This window comes from Streptomyces sp. NPDC002825 (assembly GCF_040295385.1).
In the GTDB taxonomy this organism is placed as follows: Bacteria; Actinomycetota; Actinomycetes; order Streptomycetales; family Streptomycetaceae; genus Streptomyces.
Map to the genome: position 1 here is coordinate 35,542 of NZ_JBEOVH010000043.1, position 19,978 is coordinate 55,519.

The 19,978-nt window shown below is 73.6% G+C and carries 15 protein-coding genes; 6 read left to right on the forward strand and 9 right to left on the reverse strand.

Features of this window, described 5'->3' with window-relative positions; translation table 11 throughout:
• Positions 1 to 161 precede the first annotated feature (161 nt).
• Complete coding sequence (locus ABT041_RS35600; RefSeq protein ID WP_351192417.1) at positions 162 to 2,930, forward strand: glycosyl hydrolase; 2,769 nt, start codon at positions 162 to 164, stop codon at positions 2,928 to 2,930.
• Between the two features lie 105 nt (positions 2,931 to 3,035).
• Here the strand turns inward: ABT041_RS35600 and ABT041_RS35605 are convergent, their stop codons facing one another.
• Positions 3,036 to 4,061: a LacI family DNA-binding transcriptional regulator gene (locus ABT041_RS35605; RefSeq protein ID WP_351192419.1), complete on the reverse strand. Its 1,026-nt coding sequence runs from the start codon at positions 4,059 to 4,061 to the stop codon at positions 3,036 to 3,038.
• A gap of 199 nt (positions 4,062 to 4,260) precedes the next feature.
• Between ABT041_RS35605 and ABT041_RS35610 the strand changes: the two genes are divergently transcribed.
• The gene (locus ABT041_RS35610) at positions 4,261 to 9,204 is read left to right on the forward strand and encodes a hypothetical protein (protein ID WP_351192421.1); all 4,944 of its coding nucleotides are present in this window, start codon (positions 4,261 to 4,263) and stop codon (positions 9,202 to 9,204) included.
• A gap of 224 nt (positions 9,205 to 9,428) precedes the next feature.
• Here ABT041_RS35610 and ABT041_RS35615 read toward each other — a convergent pair whose 3' ends face one another.
• Entirely contained in the window at positions 9,429 to 10,250 is an 822-nt protein-coding gene (locus ABT041_RS35615) for a CbtA family protein (RefSeq protein ID WP_351192423.1), read from the reverse strand.
• A 14-nt stretch (positions 10,251 to 10,264) separates the two neighbouring features.
• Positions 10,265 to 10,492 (reverse strand): CbtB domain-containing protein, encoded by a 228-nt coding sequence (locus tag ABT041_RS35620; protein WP_017236531.1) that lies wholly within the window; start codon positions 10,490 to 10,492, stop codon positions 10,265 to 10,267.
• A gap of 304 nt (positions 10,493 to 10,796) precedes the next feature.
• On the opposite strand from ABT041_RS35620, the gene ABT041_RS35625 reads away from it, so the two are divergent.
• Positions 10,797 to 11,375, forward strand: a complete 579-nt coding sequence (locus ABT041_RS35625; protein WP_351192426.1) for a histidine phosphatase family protein — start codon at positions 10,797 to 10,799, stop codon at positions 11,373 to 11,375.
• 46 nt (positions 11,376 to 11,421) lie between these two features.
• On the opposite strand, the gene ABT041_RS35630 is transcribed toward ABT041_RS35625, so the two are convergent.
• The 6 genes from ABT041_RS35630 to ABT041_RS35655 all read right to left on the reverse strand — a co-directional run bounded on the left by ABT041_RS35630 (position 11,422) and on the right by ABT041_RS35655 (position 17,589).
• Positions 11,422 to 12,510, reverse strand: a complete 1,089-nt coding sequence (locus tag ABT041_RS35630; RefSeq protein ID WP_351192429.1) for a FecCD family ABC transporter permease — start codon at positions 12,508 to 12,510, stop codon at positions 11,422 to 11,424.
• Positions 12,507 to 13,541 (reverse strand): FecCD family ABC transporter permease, encoded by a 1,035-nt coding sequence (locus ABT041_RS35635; RefSeq protein ID WP_502976680.1) that lies wholly within the window; start codon positions 13,539 to 13,541, stop codon positions 12,507 to 12,509. The genes ABT041_RS35630 and ABT041_RS35635 overlap by 4 nt, the downstream gene beginning before the upstream one ends.
• A gap of 15 nt (positions 13,542 to 13,556) precedes the next feature.
• Entirely contained in the window at positions 13,557 to 14,609 is a 1,053-nt protein-coding gene (locus ABT041_RS35640) for an iron-siderophore ABC transporter substrate-binding protein (RefSeq protein WP_351192432.1), read from the reverse strand.
• 172 nt (positions 14,610 to 14,781) lie between these two features.
• Positions 14,782 to 15,513, reverse strand: a complete 732-nt coding sequence (locus ABT041_RS35645) for a hypothetical protein (protein WP_351192434.1) — start codon at positions 15,511 to 15,513, stop codon at positions 14,782 to 14,784.
• A gap of 120 nt (positions 15,514 to 15,633) precedes the next feature.
• On the reverse strand, positions 15,634 to 16,287 hold the full coding sequence (locus ABT041_RS35650; RefSeq protein ID WP_351192463.1) for a beta-glucanase: 654 nt from the start codon (positions 16,285 to 16,287) through the stop codon (positions 15,634 to 15,636).
• Positions 16,288 to 16,482: 195 nt separating this feature from the next.
• On the reverse strand, positions 16,483 to 17,589 hold the full coding sequence (locus ABT041_RS35655) for a hypothetical protein (protein WP_351192437.1): 1,107 nt from the start codon (positions 17,587 to 17,589) through the stop codon (positions 16,483 to 16,485).
• Positions 17,590 to 17,787: 198 nt separating this feature from the next.
• On the opposite strand from ABT041_RS35655, the gene ABT041_RS35660 reads away from it, so the two are divergent.
• From ABT041_RS35660 to ABT041_RS35670, 3 genes are all read left to right on the forward strand, one after another.
• Complete coding sequence (locus ABT041_RS35660; protein WP_351192439.1) at positions 17,788 to 18,357, forward strand: L,D-transpeptidase; 570 nt, start codon at positions 17,788 to 17,790, stop codon at positions 18,355 to 18,357.
• 152 nt (positions 18,358 to 18,509) lie between these two features.
• Positions 18,510 to 19,187, forward strand: coding sequence for a hypothetical protein (locus tag ABT041_RS35665; RefSeq protein WP_351192442.1), 678 nt, complete (start codon positions 18,510 to 18,512; stop codon positions 19,185 to 19,187).
• Between the two features lie 297 nt (positions 19,188 to 19,484).
• Entirely contained in the window at positions 19,485 to 19,859 is a 375-nt protein-coding gene (locus ABT041_RS35670) for a VOC family protein (RefSeq protein WP_351192444.1), read from the forward strand.
• Positions 19,860 to 19,978 lie beyond the last annotated feature (119 nt).

Sequence of the window (19,978 nt, forward strand, 5' to 3'; positions counted from 1 at the left end):
AAGGCTCGAAGGCGTATCGGACGGGAGGGGCCTTCAACTCCCGTCTGTGTTCAATCCATTGACACAGTCGTTTCGCGGGTTTTACGTTTCCGGCGATCTGAGAGCGCTCTCACCCTCCCCGCACACCCCCCACCCACCCCGAAGACATGAGGTGCTCCTTCATGCCAGCCCCCCGCAGCAGGCCGGCCGCAGTAGTGGTCCTGGTCTCCGCCCTCGCCGCCCTGGGAGTCGGCCCCGCCGCCGGTCCCGCGGCGGCCGCCACCGTCCCCGTGGGCGCCGGAAGTTACTCCGACACCCGCCCCGCCGGCACCTCGGGACCGACCACCAACACCGGCACCCCGGTCACGCCCAAGGTCACCCCCGCCGCCCAGGGCAAGCCGGTCCCCACCAACGACTGGTGGTCCTCGCTCGCCTTCCAGCGGTACGGGGACAACCCGTACTCCACCCCCATGTACGGCCATCCGCTCACCTATCAGGCGGTCGCCGGCGGCCTGGAGATCGGCTACCCGACCAGCCCCGCGATCGTCGGCGACGGACGGCAGTACGAGTTCGCCCACAAGCGCGACCTCACCCTCGGCCTCACCGGCCTCAACTCGCCCGACGCCAAGGCCGACGCCTGGTCCGACTGGACCGTCACCCCCTACTGGTCCGACGGCGCCCGCACCCTGCGCACCACCATCGGCCACGGCCTGCCCTTCGTGTACGCCAAGGGCACCGGCGGCGACGCACGGATCACCACCGCCGAGACCCCCACCGTCTTCGCCGACCAGGGCAACGTCCTCGGCATCACCGTCGCCGGCCACCACTACGCCCTCTTCGCACCCACCGGCACCGACTGGAACGTGGCCGGCTCGACCGTCACCGCGGGCCTCGGCGGCAAGGACTACTTCTCCGTCGCCGTCCTGCCCTCCACCGACGCCCTCGCGACCTACCGGAAGTACGCGTACAGCTTCGTCACCGGATCCACGGTGAACTGGAGCTACGACGCCGGGACCGTCCGCGCCACGTACACCCTCACCACCGAGGCGAAGGAGGGCACCGAACGGGGCACCCTCCAGGCGCTCTACCGCCACCAGTGGCTGCACACCACCGACCCCCTCACCGCGTACACGTACGTCTCGCCGCGCGGCACCATGAAGGTCCGCGAGTCCGCCTCCTTCACCACCTCCCAGCGGGCCGCCGCCACCCTGCCCGGACTCCCCGGCGCCGGAGTGGACACCGCCCGGCTGCGCGGCTACCTCAATGAGGTCGCGAACTCCTCCGACCCCTTCTCCGGCGCCGTCGACACGTACTGGACCGGCAAGGCCCTCGGCCGGCTCGCCCAACTCGTCCCGCTCGCCGACCAGATCGGCGAGGGCGCGATCCGCGACAAGCTCCTCGGTCTCATCAAGGGCCGCCTCCAGGACTGGTTCACGGCCGGCGGCGCCAACGAGTTCTCGTACGACCAGGCCTGGAAGACCCTCATCGGCTACCCGGCCTCCTACGGCAGCGACACCGAACTCAACGACCACCACTTCCACTACGGCTACTACGTCTACGCCGCCGCGATCGTCGCCCAGTACGACCCGGCCTGGGCGGCCGACCCGGCCTGGGGCGCCATGGTGAAGACCCTGGTCAGGGACACCGCCAACCCCAGCCGCACCGACGGCGCCTTCCCCTTCCTGCGCGGCTTCGACGTCTACGCCGGACACAGCTGGGCGAGCGGGCACCAGGGCTTCGCCGCGGGCAACAACCAGGAGTCCTCCTCGGAGTCGACCAACCTCAGCGCCGCCCTCGTCCTCTGGGGCTCGGCCACCGGCGACAACCAGCTCCGCGACCTCGGCACCTACCTCCTGACCACCGAGGGCGAGGCCATCGCCCAGTACTGGTTCGACGCCGACCAGCAGGTCTTCCCCGGCTCCTTCCAGCACGACACCGCCGGCATGGTGTGGGGCAGCGGCGCCGCCTACGCCACCTGGTGGACCGCCAACCCGGAGGAGATCCACGGCATCAACGTCCTCCCGGTGACCGGCGGTTCGCTCCAGCTCGCCGGACACAAGGACGCCGTCCGGCGCAACATCGCCGAGATGGAACGCGAGAACGGCGGACCCGCCGTCGAATGGCGCGACATCCTCTGGGAGTTCCAGTCCCTGGCCGACCCCGGCACCGCCAAGGCCAAGTGGGACGCGGGCAACGCCGGTTACACCCCGGAGGCGGGGGAGTCCAAGGCCCACACCTACCACTGGCTGACGGCCCTCGACACGCTGGGCGCGCCCGACACCACGGTCACCGGCTCGATCCCCACCTCCGCCGTCTTCCTGAAGGGCACCACGCGCACGTACGTGGCCCACAACCACGCCTCGACCGCCCGCACGGTCACCTTCTCCGACGGCGCGTCCCTCTCGGTCCCGGCCCGCTCCACCGCGACCGGCACCGGCACGGGCGGACCCGGGCCCGACCCCGAGCCCTCCACGGGCAACACCTTCCAGCTCCGCACCGGAGGAACCCTCACCACGGCCACCGGCGCCACGGCCGGCAGCGACACCATCCTCTCGGCGCAGGGCGCCAACTACGACGGCACCCCGAACCGGCCGCTCGTCTACGAGGTCAGGAACGTCAACGGCACCCTCAGGAGCGGCGGTTCGACCGTCTTCCGCCTCCAGGTGGACGCCGGCACGGTGGTCGGCCTCGGCCAGCAGGCCCGTATCAGCTACGACCTCACCGGCGACGGCACCTTCGACCGGACCGAGACCTACCAGTACTTCGCGACCGACCCGGTCACCGGCTGGGAGGAGTACAGCCAGTCGCGCGGCCTGAGGTCCGCCACCGGCACGCTCGGCGACCTGCGCGGCGGCACGGTCCGCCTGGAGGTCTGGAGCGCGATCGGAAACGGCGACTCACGGCTCCAGACGGGCACGGACCGGTCCGTGGTCGTCATCCCGTACGACTGACTCCAGGGAGGGAAGGCGGCGGGCCCGGAAGAGCCACCCGGCCCCGCCGCATTCCCGTACGGCCTCCCCGTTCCCTGTTCCCCGTTTCCCGTTGCCCGTACGACGTCAGGCGGAGGCGCGGCGGACCAGCGAGGTCGGGGTGATCACGGAGTCCGGGATCCCCGGCCCGGTCCCGTCGAGCAGCCGCATGAGCAGCTTCACCATCAGCCGCCCCATCCCCTCGATGTCCTGGTGGACGGTGGTCAGGGCCGGGACGGTGCTGTCGACCACCGAGGCCATGTCGTCGAAGCCGACGACCGCGACGTCCTCCGGCACCCGCACGCCGCGCTCCCGCAGCGTCCGCAACGCCCCCGAGGCCATCAGGTCGTTGGCGACGAACACCCCGTCCACGTCAGGCCGCCGGTCGAGGAGCTCGGCCATCGCCCGGGCCCCGCTCTCCTCCGTGAAGTCGCCCCCGCAGAGCAGAGCGGGGTCGGCGTCGAGGAGGACGTCCCGGTAGCCGTGGATCCGGTCGATCGCGGACGTCTGGTCGGCGGGGCCGGAGATGTGCGCGATGCGCTGCCTGCCGAGCCCCACCAGATGCCGCACCGCCTCCCGGGCGCCGCCCCGGTTGTCGCAGTCGACGAAGGGCACGGCCGGATCCGTCCCGGGCGCGGGCCGCCCGCCGAAGACCACGGGGATACGGGCCCGGTCGATCACGGCCGGCAGCGCGTCGTCGCTGTGCAGCGAGAACGCCAGCGCGCCGTCGACGTGCCCGCCGCCCAGATACCGCGAGATCCGCTCGTGGTCGCCGGGACCCTCCACCCACAGGAGCACCAACTGGGAGTCGTGCTCCGTCAGTTCCCGGCTGATGCCGCGCACCTGCTGCTCGAAGAACGGGTCCGAGAAGATCCGGAACTCGGGCTCCGCGATGATCACGGCCACGGCGCCGTTGCGTCGGGTGACCAGGGTGCGGGCCGCGTGGTTCGGCACGTAACCGAGCTCGTCGACGGCCTTGAGCACCTTCTCCACCAGCGGGGCGCGGACACCGGCACCGCCGTTGACGACCCGGGAGGCCGTGGCGCGGGAGACACCGGCGCGTGCGGCGACGGCTTCCAGCGTGGGGCGGGGCCCCGTGGTCTGCTCGGGCAAGGCGTACGCTCCTCGGCTGGTGGCTGGTGGCTGGTGGGTCGTTCGGTTGCCGGCTGGTGTGGTCGCTGGTCGGCGGGTGGGCTGGTCGGCTGCAGGATATCCGTAGACCGCACGTCTCTGAGAGCGCTCCCAAGACTGTTCGCGGCCGAACACCCGCCGCCCCGGGGCGGTGTCGGTGGGGCATGCGACGATCCAGGACATGATCGTCTCGCTGGAAGCCCTGCTGCCCACCGCCGGTACGCACGTGTCGACCACCTACGCCGACTGGGTCGCCGCCCACGACCCGGGCGCGGCCGAGGCCGCGTGCGTGCTGGTGCAGGACATGGGGGCCGAGCTCAACCGGTCCTGGACCAAGCCCGGCGCCTTCGTCGACGCCATGGCCCGGCGGGCGCGACAGCTGCCGCCGGCGCATCTGCCGTGGTTCTGGGACACCGTGGGGCACCGGCTGATCGGTTACGGGAGCAGGCCGGGCGGGCGGGCCTACGCGGCGGCGCGGGCGGCCGAGGTCCAGCACGGCCTGCCGGTGGACCCCGCCTACCGCCTGGCCAACGGGCTGCTGTTCGCCAAGGGCGGCGCCATGCCGGCCAAGGAGTTCGGCGCCCATCAGCGGTTCCTCGCCGAGGCTCTGGAGCCGGCGGCGGCACACACCGCCCTGGAGGCGTTCCTGACCGCCTGGGCCGCCTCGCCCGCCGATCTCCCGGCGGATCTGGTGCGCCGGGTACGGGCCTCCGCCAAGAAGGCCGGCCTCGGGGACGCGGAGGTCGCCCGGCTCGTGGGCGCGATCCTGTCGGTCACCCGGAAGAAGGCCGTGCCGGACGCCCTGCTGACGGCGGCCGGGCCGGTGCTCGCGGCCCATCCGCCGACGGACGCCGTCGCTGCCGGACTGGTGGAGGTCTTCCCCGAAGGCGTCACCGACGGAGGCGCGTGGCTGCGGATGCTGATCGGCTGTGGCGCGACCGGGGCCATGGAGGCCGGCCGGATCGTGCCCGAGGGCGGGGTGCACCACTGGGTCGGCACCTTCGTCCGCATGTACCAGTACGCCCTGCAGTCCGGCGGCGGGGTCGCACGTCAGCCTCTTCCGGAGGAACTCCTCGACCTGATCGGCCGGTTGGGCCCCCGACTGCGGGCCGAGGCCGCACCCGTGACGCTCCACCTCACCCGCCACCACTACCAGGGCTTCGACGCGGACGTCCTCGACGCGTGCCTGGCGGCCGGGGCCACGGTCACCGATCCGGGCCCGGACGTCCGGATGCGGTTCTGGGGCGAGAAGTCCCGGCGCGACCTCACCGCGCTCGCCGCCGACCCGGTGTTCGGCCCGCGCCTGGAAGGGACCGTCCACGCCAACCTGCTGCCGAACTGGCACATGGCACGCGGACGGCGGCCCGGGTCCGCGGTGACGCTGCTCCCGGGCAACGAGGGCATCGCCCACGAGGTGGCCGGACGGGTCGGCAAGCTCGTCGACACGGTCGGGGGCGGCGGCATGGCCGGTGCCGAGGAGTCCGTGGCCGAGCTGGAGACCCTTCTCGACCGGCCGACCGTGACGGCGCTCGGCGGGATCGCCGACGCCCTCGGCGCGACGACCGCGGCGGGCGCGCTGCGCCGCTCGCTGACCGCAGGGCTTCCGGAGGAACTGGCCTGGCCCGCGCTCGAGTCGGTGTACGCGGAGTTCGCCACCACCGGTGCCGATGCCGGGGGACCCGTGCGCGGCGTCACCGGAGTGACCTGCACCTGGCCCGTGCTCACCGTCTTCGGGCCCGGCCGCGCGGTCGCGGTCGACCCGGACGGGGTGCGGGGATCCTGCCGGTTCACGGTGCCGGTCGACGCGACGATGTACGCCGTCCACTACGTCGGCGGATCGTTCCTCGTGAGCTGGTCGGTCAAGCCCGATCCGTACTTCTGCGACACCGCCTGCTGGGCGGACCGGCCCGAGGAGCCGTTCACGCCGGACGAGCAGGGCGGACTCGTGCCGTACGGCGGGCAGCTGGACGGGGCCTACGGCTTCCAGTTCGAGACGGCCGACGGGGGAGGACGCCACGGGGGCCTCCGCGCCCTGCGCCCGGGCGGTACGGAGGGCATCGACAGCAGCGAGCTGCAGCTCGGCGACGGCTCCCGTGTCTGGACCAACGGCGTGTACGGCAGGCGTCCTTGGGCGGTGGTGGACCCGGTGACGGGAGAGCCGACGGGCGGCGTCGAGGTGCCCGACTTCCCCGGCCGGCCCGCGAGCGCCGACCCCGCCACGGAACCGTCCGAGGCGGGCATGGCCCTGGACGGGGAGGCCCTGCACCTGGCGCCGCTGCCCGCCGGTCTTTCCGACTCCCCGCTCGGCAGCAGGGACGGTCTCGTCGGCACCCGGATCCTGTTCCGGACCCCGCACCGCGACCCCGCGCCCGACCACTACCGGCTCCGGAGCATCGACGGGCGCACGGCCCGCTTCGACATCGACCGGCAGGGGCAGAAGCCGTGGGGGCTGTGGGCGCCGCCGGAGGGCGCCGTGGAGGACGTGGTCCTCGCGGAGGCCGAGACACGGACGGGAGTGCGCGCGTACACCGCCGACGGCGTCCTGCTGTGGGAGCTGGACGGGCACCGCTCGCCCCGTGACCCCCGGGTCGGGCCGGTCCGGCGCGCCACCCTCTCCGGGGGCGTGGCCCTGCCCCCGGCCTTCTGGTACCTCCTGCGGACCCGGGACGCGGCCGGGTCCCGTGCGCTGCGCAGCGTGAGCCACGAGACGGCGGAAGCGCTGCTGAAGGCCGCCTCCGAAGCCATGGCCGCCGCCGACGGTGCGACCGCATCCGAGAGCACGGCCGCTCCCGACCGCACGGCGGCCTCCGAGGCCACGACGCCTTCCGAGGCCACGACTGCCTCCGGCGAGACGGCCACGCCCGCGTCCACGGCCACGCCCGCGTCCACGGCCACGCCCGCGTCCACGGCCACGCCCGCGTCCACGGCCACGCCCGCGTCCACGGCCACCTTTGATGCCACCGCCGCGCTCCGCGCCGTCGTCGCGCGGGAGTTGCCGGACGTCACCGATCCCGTCCTGGTCGAGGCCGTCGTCGCCGTGGCGGTGCGGGCGGCCCGGGTGGAGGAGCGGCGGAGCGCCCTGCACCGGCGCGTCACCCTGCTCGCCGAGGCGCCGCCCGTGCGGCTCGCCCGGTCCGCGCCGGACACCGCACTCGTGCCCGCGCTCTTCGGACTGGTCGACACCGGCGAGCGCGACCACTGGCGGCGGACCCCCGACGTGGCCCTCCCCGCGACGCTGACCGCGCTCGCGGCCGACGGCGCCTGCCTGGACGGGGCCGTCGTCGAGGAGGTGCGCCGGCTCTCGCCGCCCGCCCCGCCGCACGACTGGTCGCAGCTCCTCGGCGCGATCGACGCCGTCGCCTGGCGGGCGGCGGTGGCACCGACCCCGGACGCGGAGCGGGCCGCGCTTCTCGCGCTCCTGGACACCTGGGCCGAGCAGCCGTTCGCCCGCCGGGGCAGCCGCTGGTGGGCCGGCAGGGCGTCCGGACCAGGGCAGGCGGACCTCATGCGCGCGGGCGGCACGGCCCTCGCGTCCGCCGGCGTACGGGACGGGGGCGCGGAGCAGTGGTTCGTGGCGCCCGTCGCCGAGGACCCGCACGGCGACCCGGTGCCTGGCGTGGCCACCGAGGTGCGGCAGGTGCGCGTGGAGCGGGACGACGCGCGGCGGCTGCGGGCCCTCGTGGCCGCCGTCGACGCCCACGGGCCGGTCCCGGTCCCGGAGTCGGCGGCGGCCCGCTTCGCCGGCCTGACGGGCGTACGGTGCTCCTTGGCCCGGCTCGTCGTCGCCGGACTCGTCGGCCGGGCCGACCGGGAGGAGCACCGGGCCCTTGTGCGGAAGGCCCCGTACAAGGCGACCCCGCTGACGGCCGAGTCGTACGAACAGCTGCGCACCCGGCTGGGCGGCGCGGGCCGCAGGGCGGTCCTGGCCGCCGCCCTGCCCGACGATCCGGCCGAGCTGTGGCGGCCGGGCGGGGTCGAGTCGGCCGTGGAGCGGATGGCCGGGGTGTGGCGGGAGCTGCTCGGGGCGCGGCCCGCGGTCGACGAGGACACGGCCGACGCCCTGGAGGCGGACCTCGGCCTCGCCGAGGTCTGGGCCCGGCGCCTCGCCGGAGGCGACGACGCCGCCGAGGACGCGACCGTGCCCGCGGCCGGCTGGGAGCTGGCGGCGACCCGGCACGGCAGGGGAGTGGAGGTGCGGGCCGTGCCGCGGGCCGGGACCGAACTGCCCTACCGCACCCCGGTGGGGCTCGCCCTGACCGAGATCGCGAGCGCCCTCGTGTGGGCGTGGACGGACCGGCCCGTCGGCGATCCGGCCCTTGCCGGGGCGACCGCCCTGTACGAGCGGCTGCGCGCCGAGCTGGACCGCCCCGAGCTGCTGCTCGAACTCCCCGAGAGCCGCGTCCGCGACACGCCGGAGCGGATCGCCGAGCGGTTCGGGCCCCGGCGGCTGCCGGTGGTCCCGCACCCGGAGAGCGGATCCGATCCGCAGACCGCGTACGACTCGGGACCGCTCGTGGTGTGCGCCCCGTACGGCACCGCCTTCCTGCGCCCCGCGGCCGTCGGCGACCCCGGGGCGTGGAAGGAGGTCCGCGAGGTCACCGACCTCGCCGAGGACCTGGACCGGTTGGCGCCGCTGCTCGCGGGCGGAGGGCTCGAGCGGATGCTGCGGCGCGCCCGGTCCGGAGCCGTACCGGCCGGGGGGTACGAGGCCGATCCCCGACTGTCCTGCCCGGAGCTGGTCACCGGGGTGGCGGCGCAGCTCGGCGTGGGCGAGGACGCGGCGGCCCTGTACCTCCAGCTGGCGGCCCTCGCCGCGCCCACCGACCGGAACGTACGGCGCTGGAACGGCTGGTCGGCCAAGCGGCACACGGAGGTCCGGGCGGAACTCCTCGCCACCGGAGCGGTCCTGGAGGCCAAGCGGGCACGGGCGGGCCGGACCCTGTTCCTGCCCGGCGACTGGACGGAGCTCAAGGCCCCGCACCTGCCCCTGGAGACCGCGAAGCTGACGTCCCATCTGGTACGGCCCGGGTGGAACAAGTGGATCCGCTCCCCGTTCGTACGGATCCTGCCGACGGCCCCCCTCCACGAGATGTTCGAGGAGGCCTGGGAGCGGGTTCGCGCCTAAGCCGTCTCTTCCGGATCTTGCCTGACCCGCGACGCCTGGCACCGCACCTCGCAGCGTTGTCGGGCCCGCCCGAGTACGTCCAGTAATCGGGCGACCCTCCGCCTTGCGATCCACGGCACCAGACGCCGCGGGCTCAACCGGCAAGATCCGGAAGAGACGGCCCAGGACGACGCTGCCCCGCCCACCGGGAGGCGGGCGGGGCAGCGACGTGCGAAGGTGTGCGGTCAGCCGGCGGCGGGGGCCCCGAGCCGGGCCTCCGTGTCGGCGGTGGCCGTCCGGGGGGCCAGTGCCTTGTGTGCGAGGACGCCGAAGACGACCCCGAAGACCGCCCACAGCACCGCCTGGATGGCGAGCGAGGCGAGCCTGAACTCCCAGAGCAGCGCGGCCGGGAAACTCGCCGCGACGGCGTCGTCGTTGTCCGGCAGGACCGCGAAGGCGACGGCCGTCACGACGATGAACCCGGCGCCGGCCGCCAGGGTCGCGTTCCAGTTCCCCAGACGCGGCGCGAGCCGTCGTCCGGCGATCACGGCGGCGATCCCGAGCAGGACGCTGAGGAGGATCATCAGGAAGAACAGGGTGGTGCGCTTCCCGATGGTGTCCGGATTGCCGACGGCCGGAGGGGTCGCCGGGTACTTGAGGAACGGCACCAGATAGACGGTGGTGAACGCGGCGGCGGCGGTGAGCGCCGCCGTCGCCCGCGGGCTGAACCGGCCGACGCGGCCCAGCACGAAGGAGAACGCGAGCGAGGCGATGCCGCCGAGCGCCACTCCGTACACCAGGACGCCGGTGGCGAGGCCGAAGGTCGACTGCGCGGAGCGGCTGATCCCCTCCTCTTCTTCGGCGGAGGCGGAGGCCCCGGTCTCGGCCGCGGCGTCCCCGTGCTGGTGGCCGTGGGCCTCGTGCGCGGCCTGGGCCTCCTCCACGGCGATCGCCCCGTTCACGGGCGGTTCACCCACCGCGTAGGCCACGGCGAAGGCGAAGAGGCCGGCGATCAGGCCCGCGAGCATGCCACGGACCAGGAGGGATCTGACAGTTGAGGCGTGCACGGTGCGGTCGCCTCTCAGTGGCAGGGGAAGCCGAGCAGGTGGCGACCGTCGTGCACCCACTCGTGCACGTCGGAGCCCGCGAACAGGGAGGTCGCACCCTGCTCGGCACCGACGAAGTACAGCGCGATCAGCGCGAGGAGCCCGACGAAGAAGGCCCAGGGCAGTACGGCGCGCACGGGCAGCGGAGCCGGAACGGCTACGGAAGGGGCGGAAACGGCAGCGGAGACGACGGCCTCGGCCATGATGAAACCTCCTGCGGGAACTCGCGTCCCAGACGGTGGTGCAGGACGACGGTCCACGGGTCTGACTCGCCGTGACGTCCCTCGAAGGACGCCTCGGCATACAGTGGCGCGACCGTGCCGGATTCACACCGGACTTCCGTCTCGCCGTCGTCACGCTGTTCAAATGTCGACTGACGGTACCGCGCGCGGAGGCCGCAGCCAAGGGCGTGAGTCCTGGATCACCATTCGTACGCCCCCGGGTAGAGTCCCGTCCGCCCCTCCGGTCACACCCTCACCGACCTCCCGTACGCCGCAAAGGAACCCGATGACAGTCCGGTTGACGCTGATCTCGCCCGCCGCGAACGAGGCGCTGCGCGAGGTCCGGTTCGACGACGACGGTCCTCTCGACGCGGCGGGCATCGCATGCGCCGAGGCCGTCGCGTCCGCCGTCGGCCCGTCGCCGCGCGCGTACTCTTCGCCGTCCCCGCGCTGCCGCCGCACGGCGGAGGCCCTGGGGCTGCCGTCGGAGCCCGTGGACGCGCTCGCGGGCTGTGCCATGGGCCGGTGGCGCGGACAGACCCTCGCGGCCGTCGCGGCCGCCGAGGAGGCTGCCGTGTCCGCCTGGCTGTCCGATCCGGCGGCGGCCCCGCACGGCGGGGAGTCGCTGCGCGACCTGCGCGTCCGGGTCGGCGGCTGGATCGATGAACTCCGGGAAGGCTCCGGACGTGTGACCGCGGTCGTCGAACCGGACGTGATCCGCGCCGCGACGGTCCACGCCCTCGCGGCGCCGGACTCCATGGCCTGGCGCCTGGACGTCCGCCCGCTGACCGCCGTCCACCTCAGCGGCCGCGCCGGCCGCTGGAACCTGCGCACGGGCGAGCCGCTCGGACCACGACAGCGGTAGGGGGACCGCACAGCGGTCCCCCTGCTCACCGACACCGGAAGCGACGTCAGGCCGGCCGCTTCCATTCCCGCAGCAGGAGATAGCCGAGGTACGCGCCTCCGACGGCCATCGTGTACAGGCCGACCGGCAGGTTGTCGAAGAGCGGCAGCTGCTGGGCGGTCAGGTCGGCGAGGACCAGGAGCAGGGCGCCGAGCAGCGTCGACATGACCAGGTGCGGGCCGCCGCTGCGGGTGACCCGCTTGGCGATCTGAGGCGCCGTCAGGGAGATGAAGGCGATCGGTCCGGCGACGCCGACGGCGCCCGCGGACAGGACGATCGACAGCGTGACCGCCGCCGTCGCGGTACGGGCCGGTCGGGCGCCCAGGCCGGTCGAGAGGTCGTCGCCCATCTCGCCGATGCTCAGCGGCCGCGCGAGGAGCGCCGCGAGCGGCAGACAGACGAGCAGCACCACCCAGATCGTCGTGGCGTCGTCCCAGGAGCGGGCGGAGAGGCTGCCGTTGATGTACGCGGTCAGCGCGCTGGCCTTGTCCCGCTCGACGGCGTACACCACGTACTGGGTGAGGGCCGTCGACATCGCGGACACGCCGATGCCGGCCACGACCAGGCGCCCCGGATTGCGGAACCCGGTCCCCGTCGACAGGTAGACGACCGCCATCGCGATCACGGCGCCGAGCAGCGCGCCGACGGGCACCGGTACGACCTCCGGGAAGAACAGCGCGGCGGCCGCCGCACCCGCTCCCGAACCCGCGCCGAGCCCGATGACGTCGGGACTCCCCAGAGGGTTGCGGGTGACCGACTGGAACAGGGCCCCGGACAGGCCGAACGCCGCGCCGGTGGCGATGGCGACGACGAGCCGCGGGCCGCGCAGCCGGTTCAGCACGAAGGCGTTCTTGCCGGTGGCCTCGCCCATGAGCGCCGAGGGCAGGTCGGCCGGGTCGATGCCGAGCCGGCCCAGGGAGAGGGTCGCGACGGCCGCCCCGAGGAGCAGCAGCAGCGTCACCACGGCGGCGATCACGGTGAGGCGCCGCACGGGGATCGCGACCCAGGAGCCGATCCGCAGAAGGCTCCGGCCCGAGGGCCGTACGGGCCGGGACGCCGTCACGGCCGGGGTGTCGATCCGCTCGGCGGTCTTCATGCCGCTCCCCTCATACGACGGACGGCGAAGAGCAGCGCGGGCGCGCCGACGAAGGCGGTGACGACGCCGACCATCAGCTCCTGCGGGCGCAGCAGCACACGGCCGATGACGTCGGCGAACAGCAGCAGCGTGGGCCCGGCGAGCGAGGTGAAGAGGATCTGCAGCCGGAAGTCGGCGCCCACGAGCGCCCGGACGAGGTGCGGGACGGCGAGACCGACGAAGGCGATGGGGCCGACCGCGGCCGTCGCGGCGGCGCTCAGCAGCGTCGCGGCGAGGAGCCCGGCGCCCTTGACGCGTGCGGGGCTGATGCCCAGCGATGCGGCCTTGTCGTCGCCCATCGCCATGGCGTTGAGCCCGGGCGCGAGGAGCAGCGCGAGGACGAAGCCGACGGCGGCGAAGGGCAGGACCGCCCAGAACGCGTCGAAGCCGCGGCCGCCGAGCGCGCCCACCACCCAGTAGCGGTACGTGTCGAAGACCTGCGGCCGGGACAGGGCGACGGCCTGGATGTACGCGGCGAGGACCGCGGACAGCACCGCGCCGGCGAGCACCAGGCGCACCGGTCCGCTGCCGCCGCCGGCCGTGCCGACGAGGTGGACGACGACACCGGTCGCCAGGGCGCCGGCGAGGGCCCACCAGATGTTCTCGCGCTGCCCGGAGGCGCCGAGGAACGCGGTCGCGGTGACGATCGCGGCGGACGCGCCCGCGTTGATGCCGAGAAGTCCCGGCTCGGCGAGCGGGTTACGGGTGATGCCCTGCATCAGGGTGCCCGCGACGCCGAGGCAGAGCCCGGCGAGCAGGCCGAGCGCGGTGCGCGGGTAGCGGCTCTCGACGACGGTACGGAGGTAGTCGTCGCCGTCACCGGTGACGACCCGCAGGACATCGGACGGGGACGTCGGCTTGCTGCCGAACATCACGCTGGCGAGGACCGCGAGGGCGAGCAGGACGAGGCACAGCGCGGCGGCCGCGAAGTGCCGGCCAGGGCCCCGCCGTACGACGGCGGGGCCCTGGCCGATCCGGGAGAGAGTGGTCACGCTCGGGACCCGCTGCTACTTCCCGGCCTTGGCGACGGCCTTGTCGATCATGGGGAGGTACCGCTCGATGCTGTACGGCACCGTGAGCGGGTTGATCATCGACGAGGCCGTGACGAAGGGCTGGTCGTTGCTGTGGACGAGCGCGCCCTTCTTGACCGCGGGGATGGCCGCGTACAGCGGCTGCGCCTCGATCTCCTTGCGGGACTTGTCGTCCATGTAGAAGGTGAAGGCGATGTCGCTCTTGGAGAGCTTGTTGGCGTTCTCCAGGCCGATGAGGGCGGAGTCGGTGCCCTCGGTCTCCTTGAAGGTGTTCACGACCGGGTCGACCTTGAGGCCCAGCTTGGAGACCATCGCGACGCGCTGCTCCTCGGGCTTGAAGACGCCGAGGGTGCCGGGGCCGGTGTTGTAGATGTACGAGAACGTGACGTTCTTGTAGTTGGGGCGCGTGGCGGCGGCGTCGGCCAGCTGCTTGTCGATCTTGGCGGTGAGCTCCTTGGCCTTCTCCGGCTGGCCGAGCGCCTTGGCGACGATCTCGATCTGCTGGTCCCAGTCGGTGCTCCACGCCTTGTCGGGGTAGGCGACGGTCGGCGCGATGTCCTTGAGGAGGTCGTACTGCTTCTGCGTGATGCCCGACCAGGGGGCGAGGATGACGTCGGGCTCCAGCTCGGTGATGGCCTCGATGTCGAGTTCCTCGCCGCCGTCGAACTGCTTGGGCAGCGTCGCGCCGGACTTCTTCACGGCGTCGTGGATCCAGGGCAGGTAGCCGGTCTTGTCGCTGCCCCAGGGGTAGCTCTCGATGCCGACGGGGACGCTGCCGAGGGCGATCGCGGTCTCGGCGGAACCCTGGCCCAGGGTGACGACGCGCTTCGGCTTCTCCTTGATGACGGCCTCGCCGAGGGCGCTCTTGATGGTGACGGGGAACGCGCCCGCCGGAGCCTTGGCCGCCGAGTCCTTCGTGTCGTCCTTTTTGTCGTCCGAGCCGCACCCGGTCACCATGAGGCCGAGCGAGACCGCGGCGGCGCCCGCCACGAGGACGCGGCGGCGGAAGGGGGTGAACACTGCAGGCATGGCGGATCCTTGTCTCCGGGCAGAGGTGTGCTGGCGCCCCGCCTGACGCCTCTCCAGGCATGGGAATGCCGAGGCAGCGGCCATCGCGAGGCGCTTGTTAGGTGAGCCTAACCTATTCTCGACTGGCGGGGAACGGCAGGGCCCGCCCCTGTGCCCGCCGAATGAAGCGCCGTCAGGCCGACGCCTCCCACGCCGTCGTCAGCCCGTCCAGCCAGGCCGGCGGCAGCTCCGCCGCGTCCCACTCCTCGTGCAGGTCCGCCGGCTCGGTGGCGAGCCGTTCCAGGACGGCGACGCTGGTGGGGGAGTGGATGAGGGAGTACCGGCCGTGGATCGCGATCGCGCTGCCCGGCCCGTACTGGGCGTACAGCCGCTCCAGGCGCGCCCGGTGGGCCGAGGTGAACTCCGTCAGCCGCCCCGCGTACCCGGCCCGCTGACGCGAGCTCATCGTGCCGAGGAGGGCCCGGAGCACCTGCTCGGTGACCTCCGGGTCGAGCTCGGAGACCTCCGCGAAGGAGAGATAGAGCGGCGTGACGGCCACCTTGGTCCGCTCCAGCTCCGTCCGCCCCACGGGAGGACGGTCGTCCGGAGAGGCGGCCGAGGGATCCGCCGCGACGGCGCGCCCCAGCGCCCGCTCGGAGACGGCCCCCAACTCGTCGGTGACGGCCCGCACCCCGTCGAGCCACCCGGCGGCGTACGCCTCGCCCTTCCCTTCGGGCACCTCCCGCCGGGCCGCGCCGATCTCCTCGTACGCGAGGGCGAGGGCGCCCGCCTCGACGAACCCGATCAGCTCCTCGGCGTCGCCGGACCAGACCCCCGCCCGGGCGAGCAGCTGGAGGAGCGTCTTCTTGGCGTTGAGGACGCTGGCCTCGTCCAGCTGCTGCCGTCCTTCTCCGGCGGTGCTCACAGGGTCCTCCTCGTCGTAGGGACGGCGCGTGCGGGGCTCCGCGGAACGCTCCGTTCGAGCCTACGCAACACCCGCCGCCACCAGCGGGCGGCCGGGCCAGTGGAGGCGTCGGACAACCGGTCAGTTCCGGTACACGCGCAACCGCGTCACCTCGTACGACATCTCCGAGGCGTCCGGGTCGGGCGCCGGGTGGTAGCGGCCCGCGCAGACCGAGAGGTTCACGATGAGATGGGCCCGCCAGGAACGCCCCACCCCGCGGCGGTCGTCGAAGGCGCGCGCTCCGTTGACCCACCACACCACGGAGCGCGCCCCGAAATCGACCCGCAGGTCCACCCACGCCCCCGGCTGGACCGCGGGGTCCCGGAAGTAGAGGTACCGGCCCCGCACCCGGTTCGACAGCTCCAGGAGGTCCGGGTTGTCGGGGTGGTACTCGAAGACGTCGATCTCCTGGCCGCCGTCGAGCCAGGTCCAGATCGCCGGCCAGGCGCCCGTCTCCACGGGCAGCCGCACCCGGGCCTCCAGGACGTCGCCCGTCCGCACCAGGAACCCCTGCGCGCTGCCCTCCGTCGTCAGCAGTCCGGCGTCCCAGAGCCCGTCGGTCCTGCGGGTGGCCCGGAAGGTCCCCGACCGGCTGTACGAAGGGTCCTCGACCAGGTGGTCGAGCTTGTTGTCGCCCTGGTTCGTCGGCCCGCCGTCGGGATAGGCCCACGAGTGGCCCGCGACCCACTGTTCGGCGGAGGAGAAGTCGGCGTCGAGGACGAGGTTCGCGGGCATCGGCGCCGGGCCGCGCCCGCCGGAACCCTTGCCGCCCCGCCGGAACCGGTCGAAGAAGTCGGACAGCACGGCACCACTCCCTTCGCGGGGGCCACCATCGGCCCGCGGGCGATCCGTCCCACTTTGCACGGTGCGGCAGGCGGGGATGGGCCCTTGGCGAGAACTCGTCACGTCATTGCCACCGTCGAAGGCCTCTCAGGGGAGTTGGTCGTTCCACCGGTAGCGGTCGGGGTGGACGTGCACGGTCATGGAGGTCTCCCGCTCGCCCCAGCTCATGTCCGTCTCGGCGATCACCCAGGCCATCGCCTGGTACGCACTCGGACGCACCGTCTTACGGGGGCAGGCGTCGAGCGGTGTGACGGCGGACCGGCCGGCCGGGACGGTCAGGCGCACACCGGTGCCCCAGGGTGCGGGGCAGGGCGTCACGACACGGCTCCGCACCCAGGACAGGCGTGCCCGTACGGTCACCGCGCGCGAGCCCGGGTTGTCGATCCGCACGGCGAACCGCAGGGTGTCGCCGTCGTCGGAGATCTGGCTGCAGGCGCTCCACGCCGCGTGGTCGACGGCCCGCACCTTGCCGCAGCGGTGGTCGCCCGTCATCGGTCCCGGGGCCGCCGTCCCGGTGACCGCGGGCGGTCCGACCGGACCTCCGAGTGTCTCGGGGGGCCTCTCCGGCGCCTTCGCGCCCGCCGCGGCGACCGGCGCCCCGCCCTCGGTCGGGACGGACGGCAACTGGGCCACGGCCCAGGTCGCGACGGCCGCCGTCAGGGCGGCGACGCCCATCAGCGCCCGGCGCCCGGCCGGATTACGCCCGGGCGCGGGCGCCGGGTCCTCGTGGGGTGCCGCCTCCGCCCCCGGGCCCGGCCCCCACGACGGCACGGCGGACTCCGGCTCCCCGGCGGACGCCTCCGTCGGAGCGACGTCCGACGCGCCTCCCGCGCCACCGGACGGCTCCGAGTCCCCCTTCGCGCCCCGTACCGCGGCCCTGCGCCTGCGCGCCTCGGTCCGCGCCTCGTCCAGCAGCCTCGCCCACCGCTCCGCCTCCTCGGCCCCCACCCCGAACAGCTCGGCCAGCGCGGCCAGCACCTCCCCGTCCGGTAACGCGGTGGCCTCCGGGTCCTTGTAGCGGTTGAAGCTGGAATCGCTCAGGCCCCGCATGCTCCGGCCGGCGAAACGGGACTTGAGCCGCGCCTCGATCCGCTCCTGTGCCAGACAGCCCGACCGCGTCCACGCCGCACCGATCCGCCGGGCGAGCTCCTCGCGGGCCGTGCCGCCCTCCGTCGCGCCGAACGCCTCACCCATCGTCGTCCCTCCGCCGTCCCACCAACGATCGAAACCGCAGGTCAGAGAGGTGAGCCGGTCACGGGACCGGGATGAAACGACGCCGGGTGAGCCGACCCGGCGAAGGTACTGCCGCCAGGCCCCGCCCCCCGGGAGTCTGATTCCGCCGAGCCGCTCGGAGGCCCGGCGCTCCCACCGTCTGACAGGAGAAGAACGATCATGCTTCGTTCCAGGACACGCGCCCTCGCCCTCGCCTCAACCGTCCTCGCCCTCTCTCTGGCCGCCCCCGCGGGCACCGCCGCCAACGCCGCACCCACCGCGCCCCGGGCACGGGCCGCGGGCGGCCAGGTGACCCTCGTCTTCGACAAGAACCCGAAGAACCCCACGTACTCCAAGCTCACCGCCTACCTCGGCAAGCGCGTGCTCGGACAGTGGCGCGCCGGCTCGGGCACCAGCACCAACCCCTGCCAGGTGGGCAAGGGCAGGACCGGCGGATGGCTGCCGAACGGCACGTACGCCATCCCCTTCCGCACCAGGACCCACGACGGCAAGGCGATCAAGGGCTACGCGATCCGCCTCGCCGACAAGAAGTGCCGGGGCAGCAAGGGCGCCAACCGGGACGAGCTCTTCATCCACAGCCGCATGACCGTCAACGGCGCCTCCCAGTGGCGCGGCGACCGCGACTACAAGTCCCTCGGCTGCGTGAAGCTGCGCCCCGACCACATCAAGGCCCTGTTCAAGACCCTCGACAAGTACGGCGAGGCCAAGACCCTCAAGGTCGTCGCCTGACCCGATCCGCGGTGACCCCCACCCGCCCGTGTCCCGAGCCCGCGCGCTCGGGACACGGGCGTCCCGCACGCGGGAGCGGCGTCCCTCCCTCGACGCGACGGGAGCACCCGTACGCGCCGTGCCGGTCGTCACGCGGCCTCGTTGATCACGCCATGAAGAACGCCACCACCGGGCGACGCGCCCGCCTCCTCGCCTCGACCGTCGCCGCCCTGCTCCTCGGTGTCGCGGGCGCGCCCAGCACGTACGCGAGCCACGACGCGCGGGACTGTCCGGCGGCGGAGGTCTTCGCGACCGACAACACCGCGATCATCACGGACCCCGACGACCCCCGGCTCGACACCCGCCTCACCCGCTTCGGCCACGAGGTGCGGCAGATCATCCGTGCCCACGGGGCCCGACCGGGCGCCTCGGAGCTGCTGGACGGCGTCTTCTGGTCAGAGGAGCTGAAGCAGGCGACGTACGAGCGGTCCCGCGAGTTCGACGTCGAGCGGGTCGGCCGCGACGGGCTCCACCACATCGCCGGCGTCATCGCCAAGCAGTACCACCAGGAGGCGGTGCTCACCTTCCGCTGCCTGCCGCGCACCTCGCCGGAGACCGACGCGGTCGAGATCGAGGTGCCCGGCGTCCGCGTGGACGGCCTGCGCGAGGCGCTCGTCGCGGACCCCGAGGCCCGCGACAAGCTCGGCGGCGGCTCCGTCACCCTCGACGGCCGCCTCGTCCTCGTCGCCCCGGTCGACGACCTGCCGCTGGCCCGCAGGTTCACCACCGCCCTCGGAGCCGACTGGGAGCGGGCGGAGGTGCGTTACGGCGACCGCGAGTTCGTGAGCTGATCCGGTCCGATGCCCGCCGCCCGGTTCCTGACGCGCGGTGCGCGGACAGTCGTTTCCGGTCATTTCCGGTGCGGAACCGGGCGGCCCGCCTTGTCGCGGCCCGGGTCGATCAAGTAGCGTCGTCCGCCATGAACACCGGACCGGCGATACGCCATGCACAGACGGGCGATCCGGTGGACGACTGATCGCCGAGCGGGTGCGCGAGACGCACCCCGACGGTTCGGCACGAGGACCTCCCCGGTGCGGCAGCACTGCGAGCCCCTTCCACGTGTCGAATCAACAAGCGAGGTCATCCACATGGCAGTCACGTTCAACCACACCATCATCGCGTCCAAGAGCCGCGACGAATCCGCGCGCTTCTTCCGCGAGTTGCTGGAACTCCCCGAGGCGCCGTCCTGGGGTCCCTTCCTCAACATCCAGCTCTCCGACGGGGTTCTGCTCCAGTTCGCCGAGCCCCCGGTCGACATCCAGATGCAGCACTACGCGTTCCTCGTCGACGACGAGCTCTTCGACCGGGCGTACCAGCGCCTCTGCGAGGGCGACATCGAGCACTGGGCCGACCCGCAGATGAAGCGCCCGGGCGAGACCAACACGGAACACGGCGGGCGCGGGGTCTACTTCAAGGACCCGTCCGGGCACGCGATCGAGCTGATCACGCGGCCGTACCTGTAGATCCGGCGTGGGGGGGGGGGGCGCCCCCCCCCCCCCCCCCCCCCCGGGGCCCCCCCCCCCCCCCCGCGGGGCGGGGGGGGGGGGGGCCCCCCCCCCCCCCCCCCGGGGCGCCCCCCCCC

Bases quoted from the DNA above. Each gene is read 5' to 3' on its own strand.
- ABT041_RS35600 (WP_351192417.1), top strand. From the start codon at position 162: ATGCCAGCCCCCCGCAGCAGGCCGGCCGCAGTAGTGGTCCTGGTCTCC.
- ABT041_RS35610 (WP_351192421.1), top strand. From the start codon at position 4,261: ATGATCGTCTCGCTGGAAGCCCTGCTGCCCACCGCCGGTACGCACGTG.
- ABT041_RS35620 (WP_017236531.1), bottom strand. From the start codon at position 10,492: ATGGCCGAGGCCGTCGTCTCCGCTGCCGTTTCCGCCCCTTCCGTAGCC.
- ABT041_RS35625 (WP_351192426.1), top strand. From the start codon at position 10,797: ATGACAGTCCGGTTGACGCTGATCTCGCCCGCCGCGAACGAGGCGCTG.
- ABT041_RS35630 (WP_351192429.1), bottom strand. From the start codon at position 12,510: ATGAAGACCGCCGAGCGGATCGACACCCCGGCCGTGACGGCGTCCCGG.
- ABT041_RS35640 (WP_351192432.1), bottom strand. From the start codon at position 14,609: ATGCCTGCAGTGTTCACCCCCTTCCGCCGCCGCGTCCTCGTGGCGGGC.
- ABT041_RS35650 (WP_351192463.1), bottom strand. From the start codon at position 16,287: ATGCCCGCGAACCTCGTCCTCGACGCCGACTTCTCCTCCGCCGAACAG.
- ABT041_RS35655 (WP_351192437.1), bottom strand. From the start codon at position 17,589: ATGGGTGAGGCGTTCGGCGCGACGGAGGGCGGCACGGCCCGCGAGGAG.
- ABT041_RS35660 (WP_351192439.1), top strand. From the start codon at position 17,788: ATGCTTCGTTCCAGGACACGCGCCCTCGCCCTCGCCTCAACCGTCCTC.
- ABT041_RS35665 (WP_351192442.1), top strand. From the start codon at position 18,510: ATGAAGAACGCCACCACCGGGCGACGCGCCCGCCTCCTCGCCTCGACC.
- ABT041_RS35670 (WP_351192444.1), top strand. From the start codon at position 19,485: ATGGCAGTCACGTTCAACCACACCATCATCGCGTCCAAGAGCCGCGAC.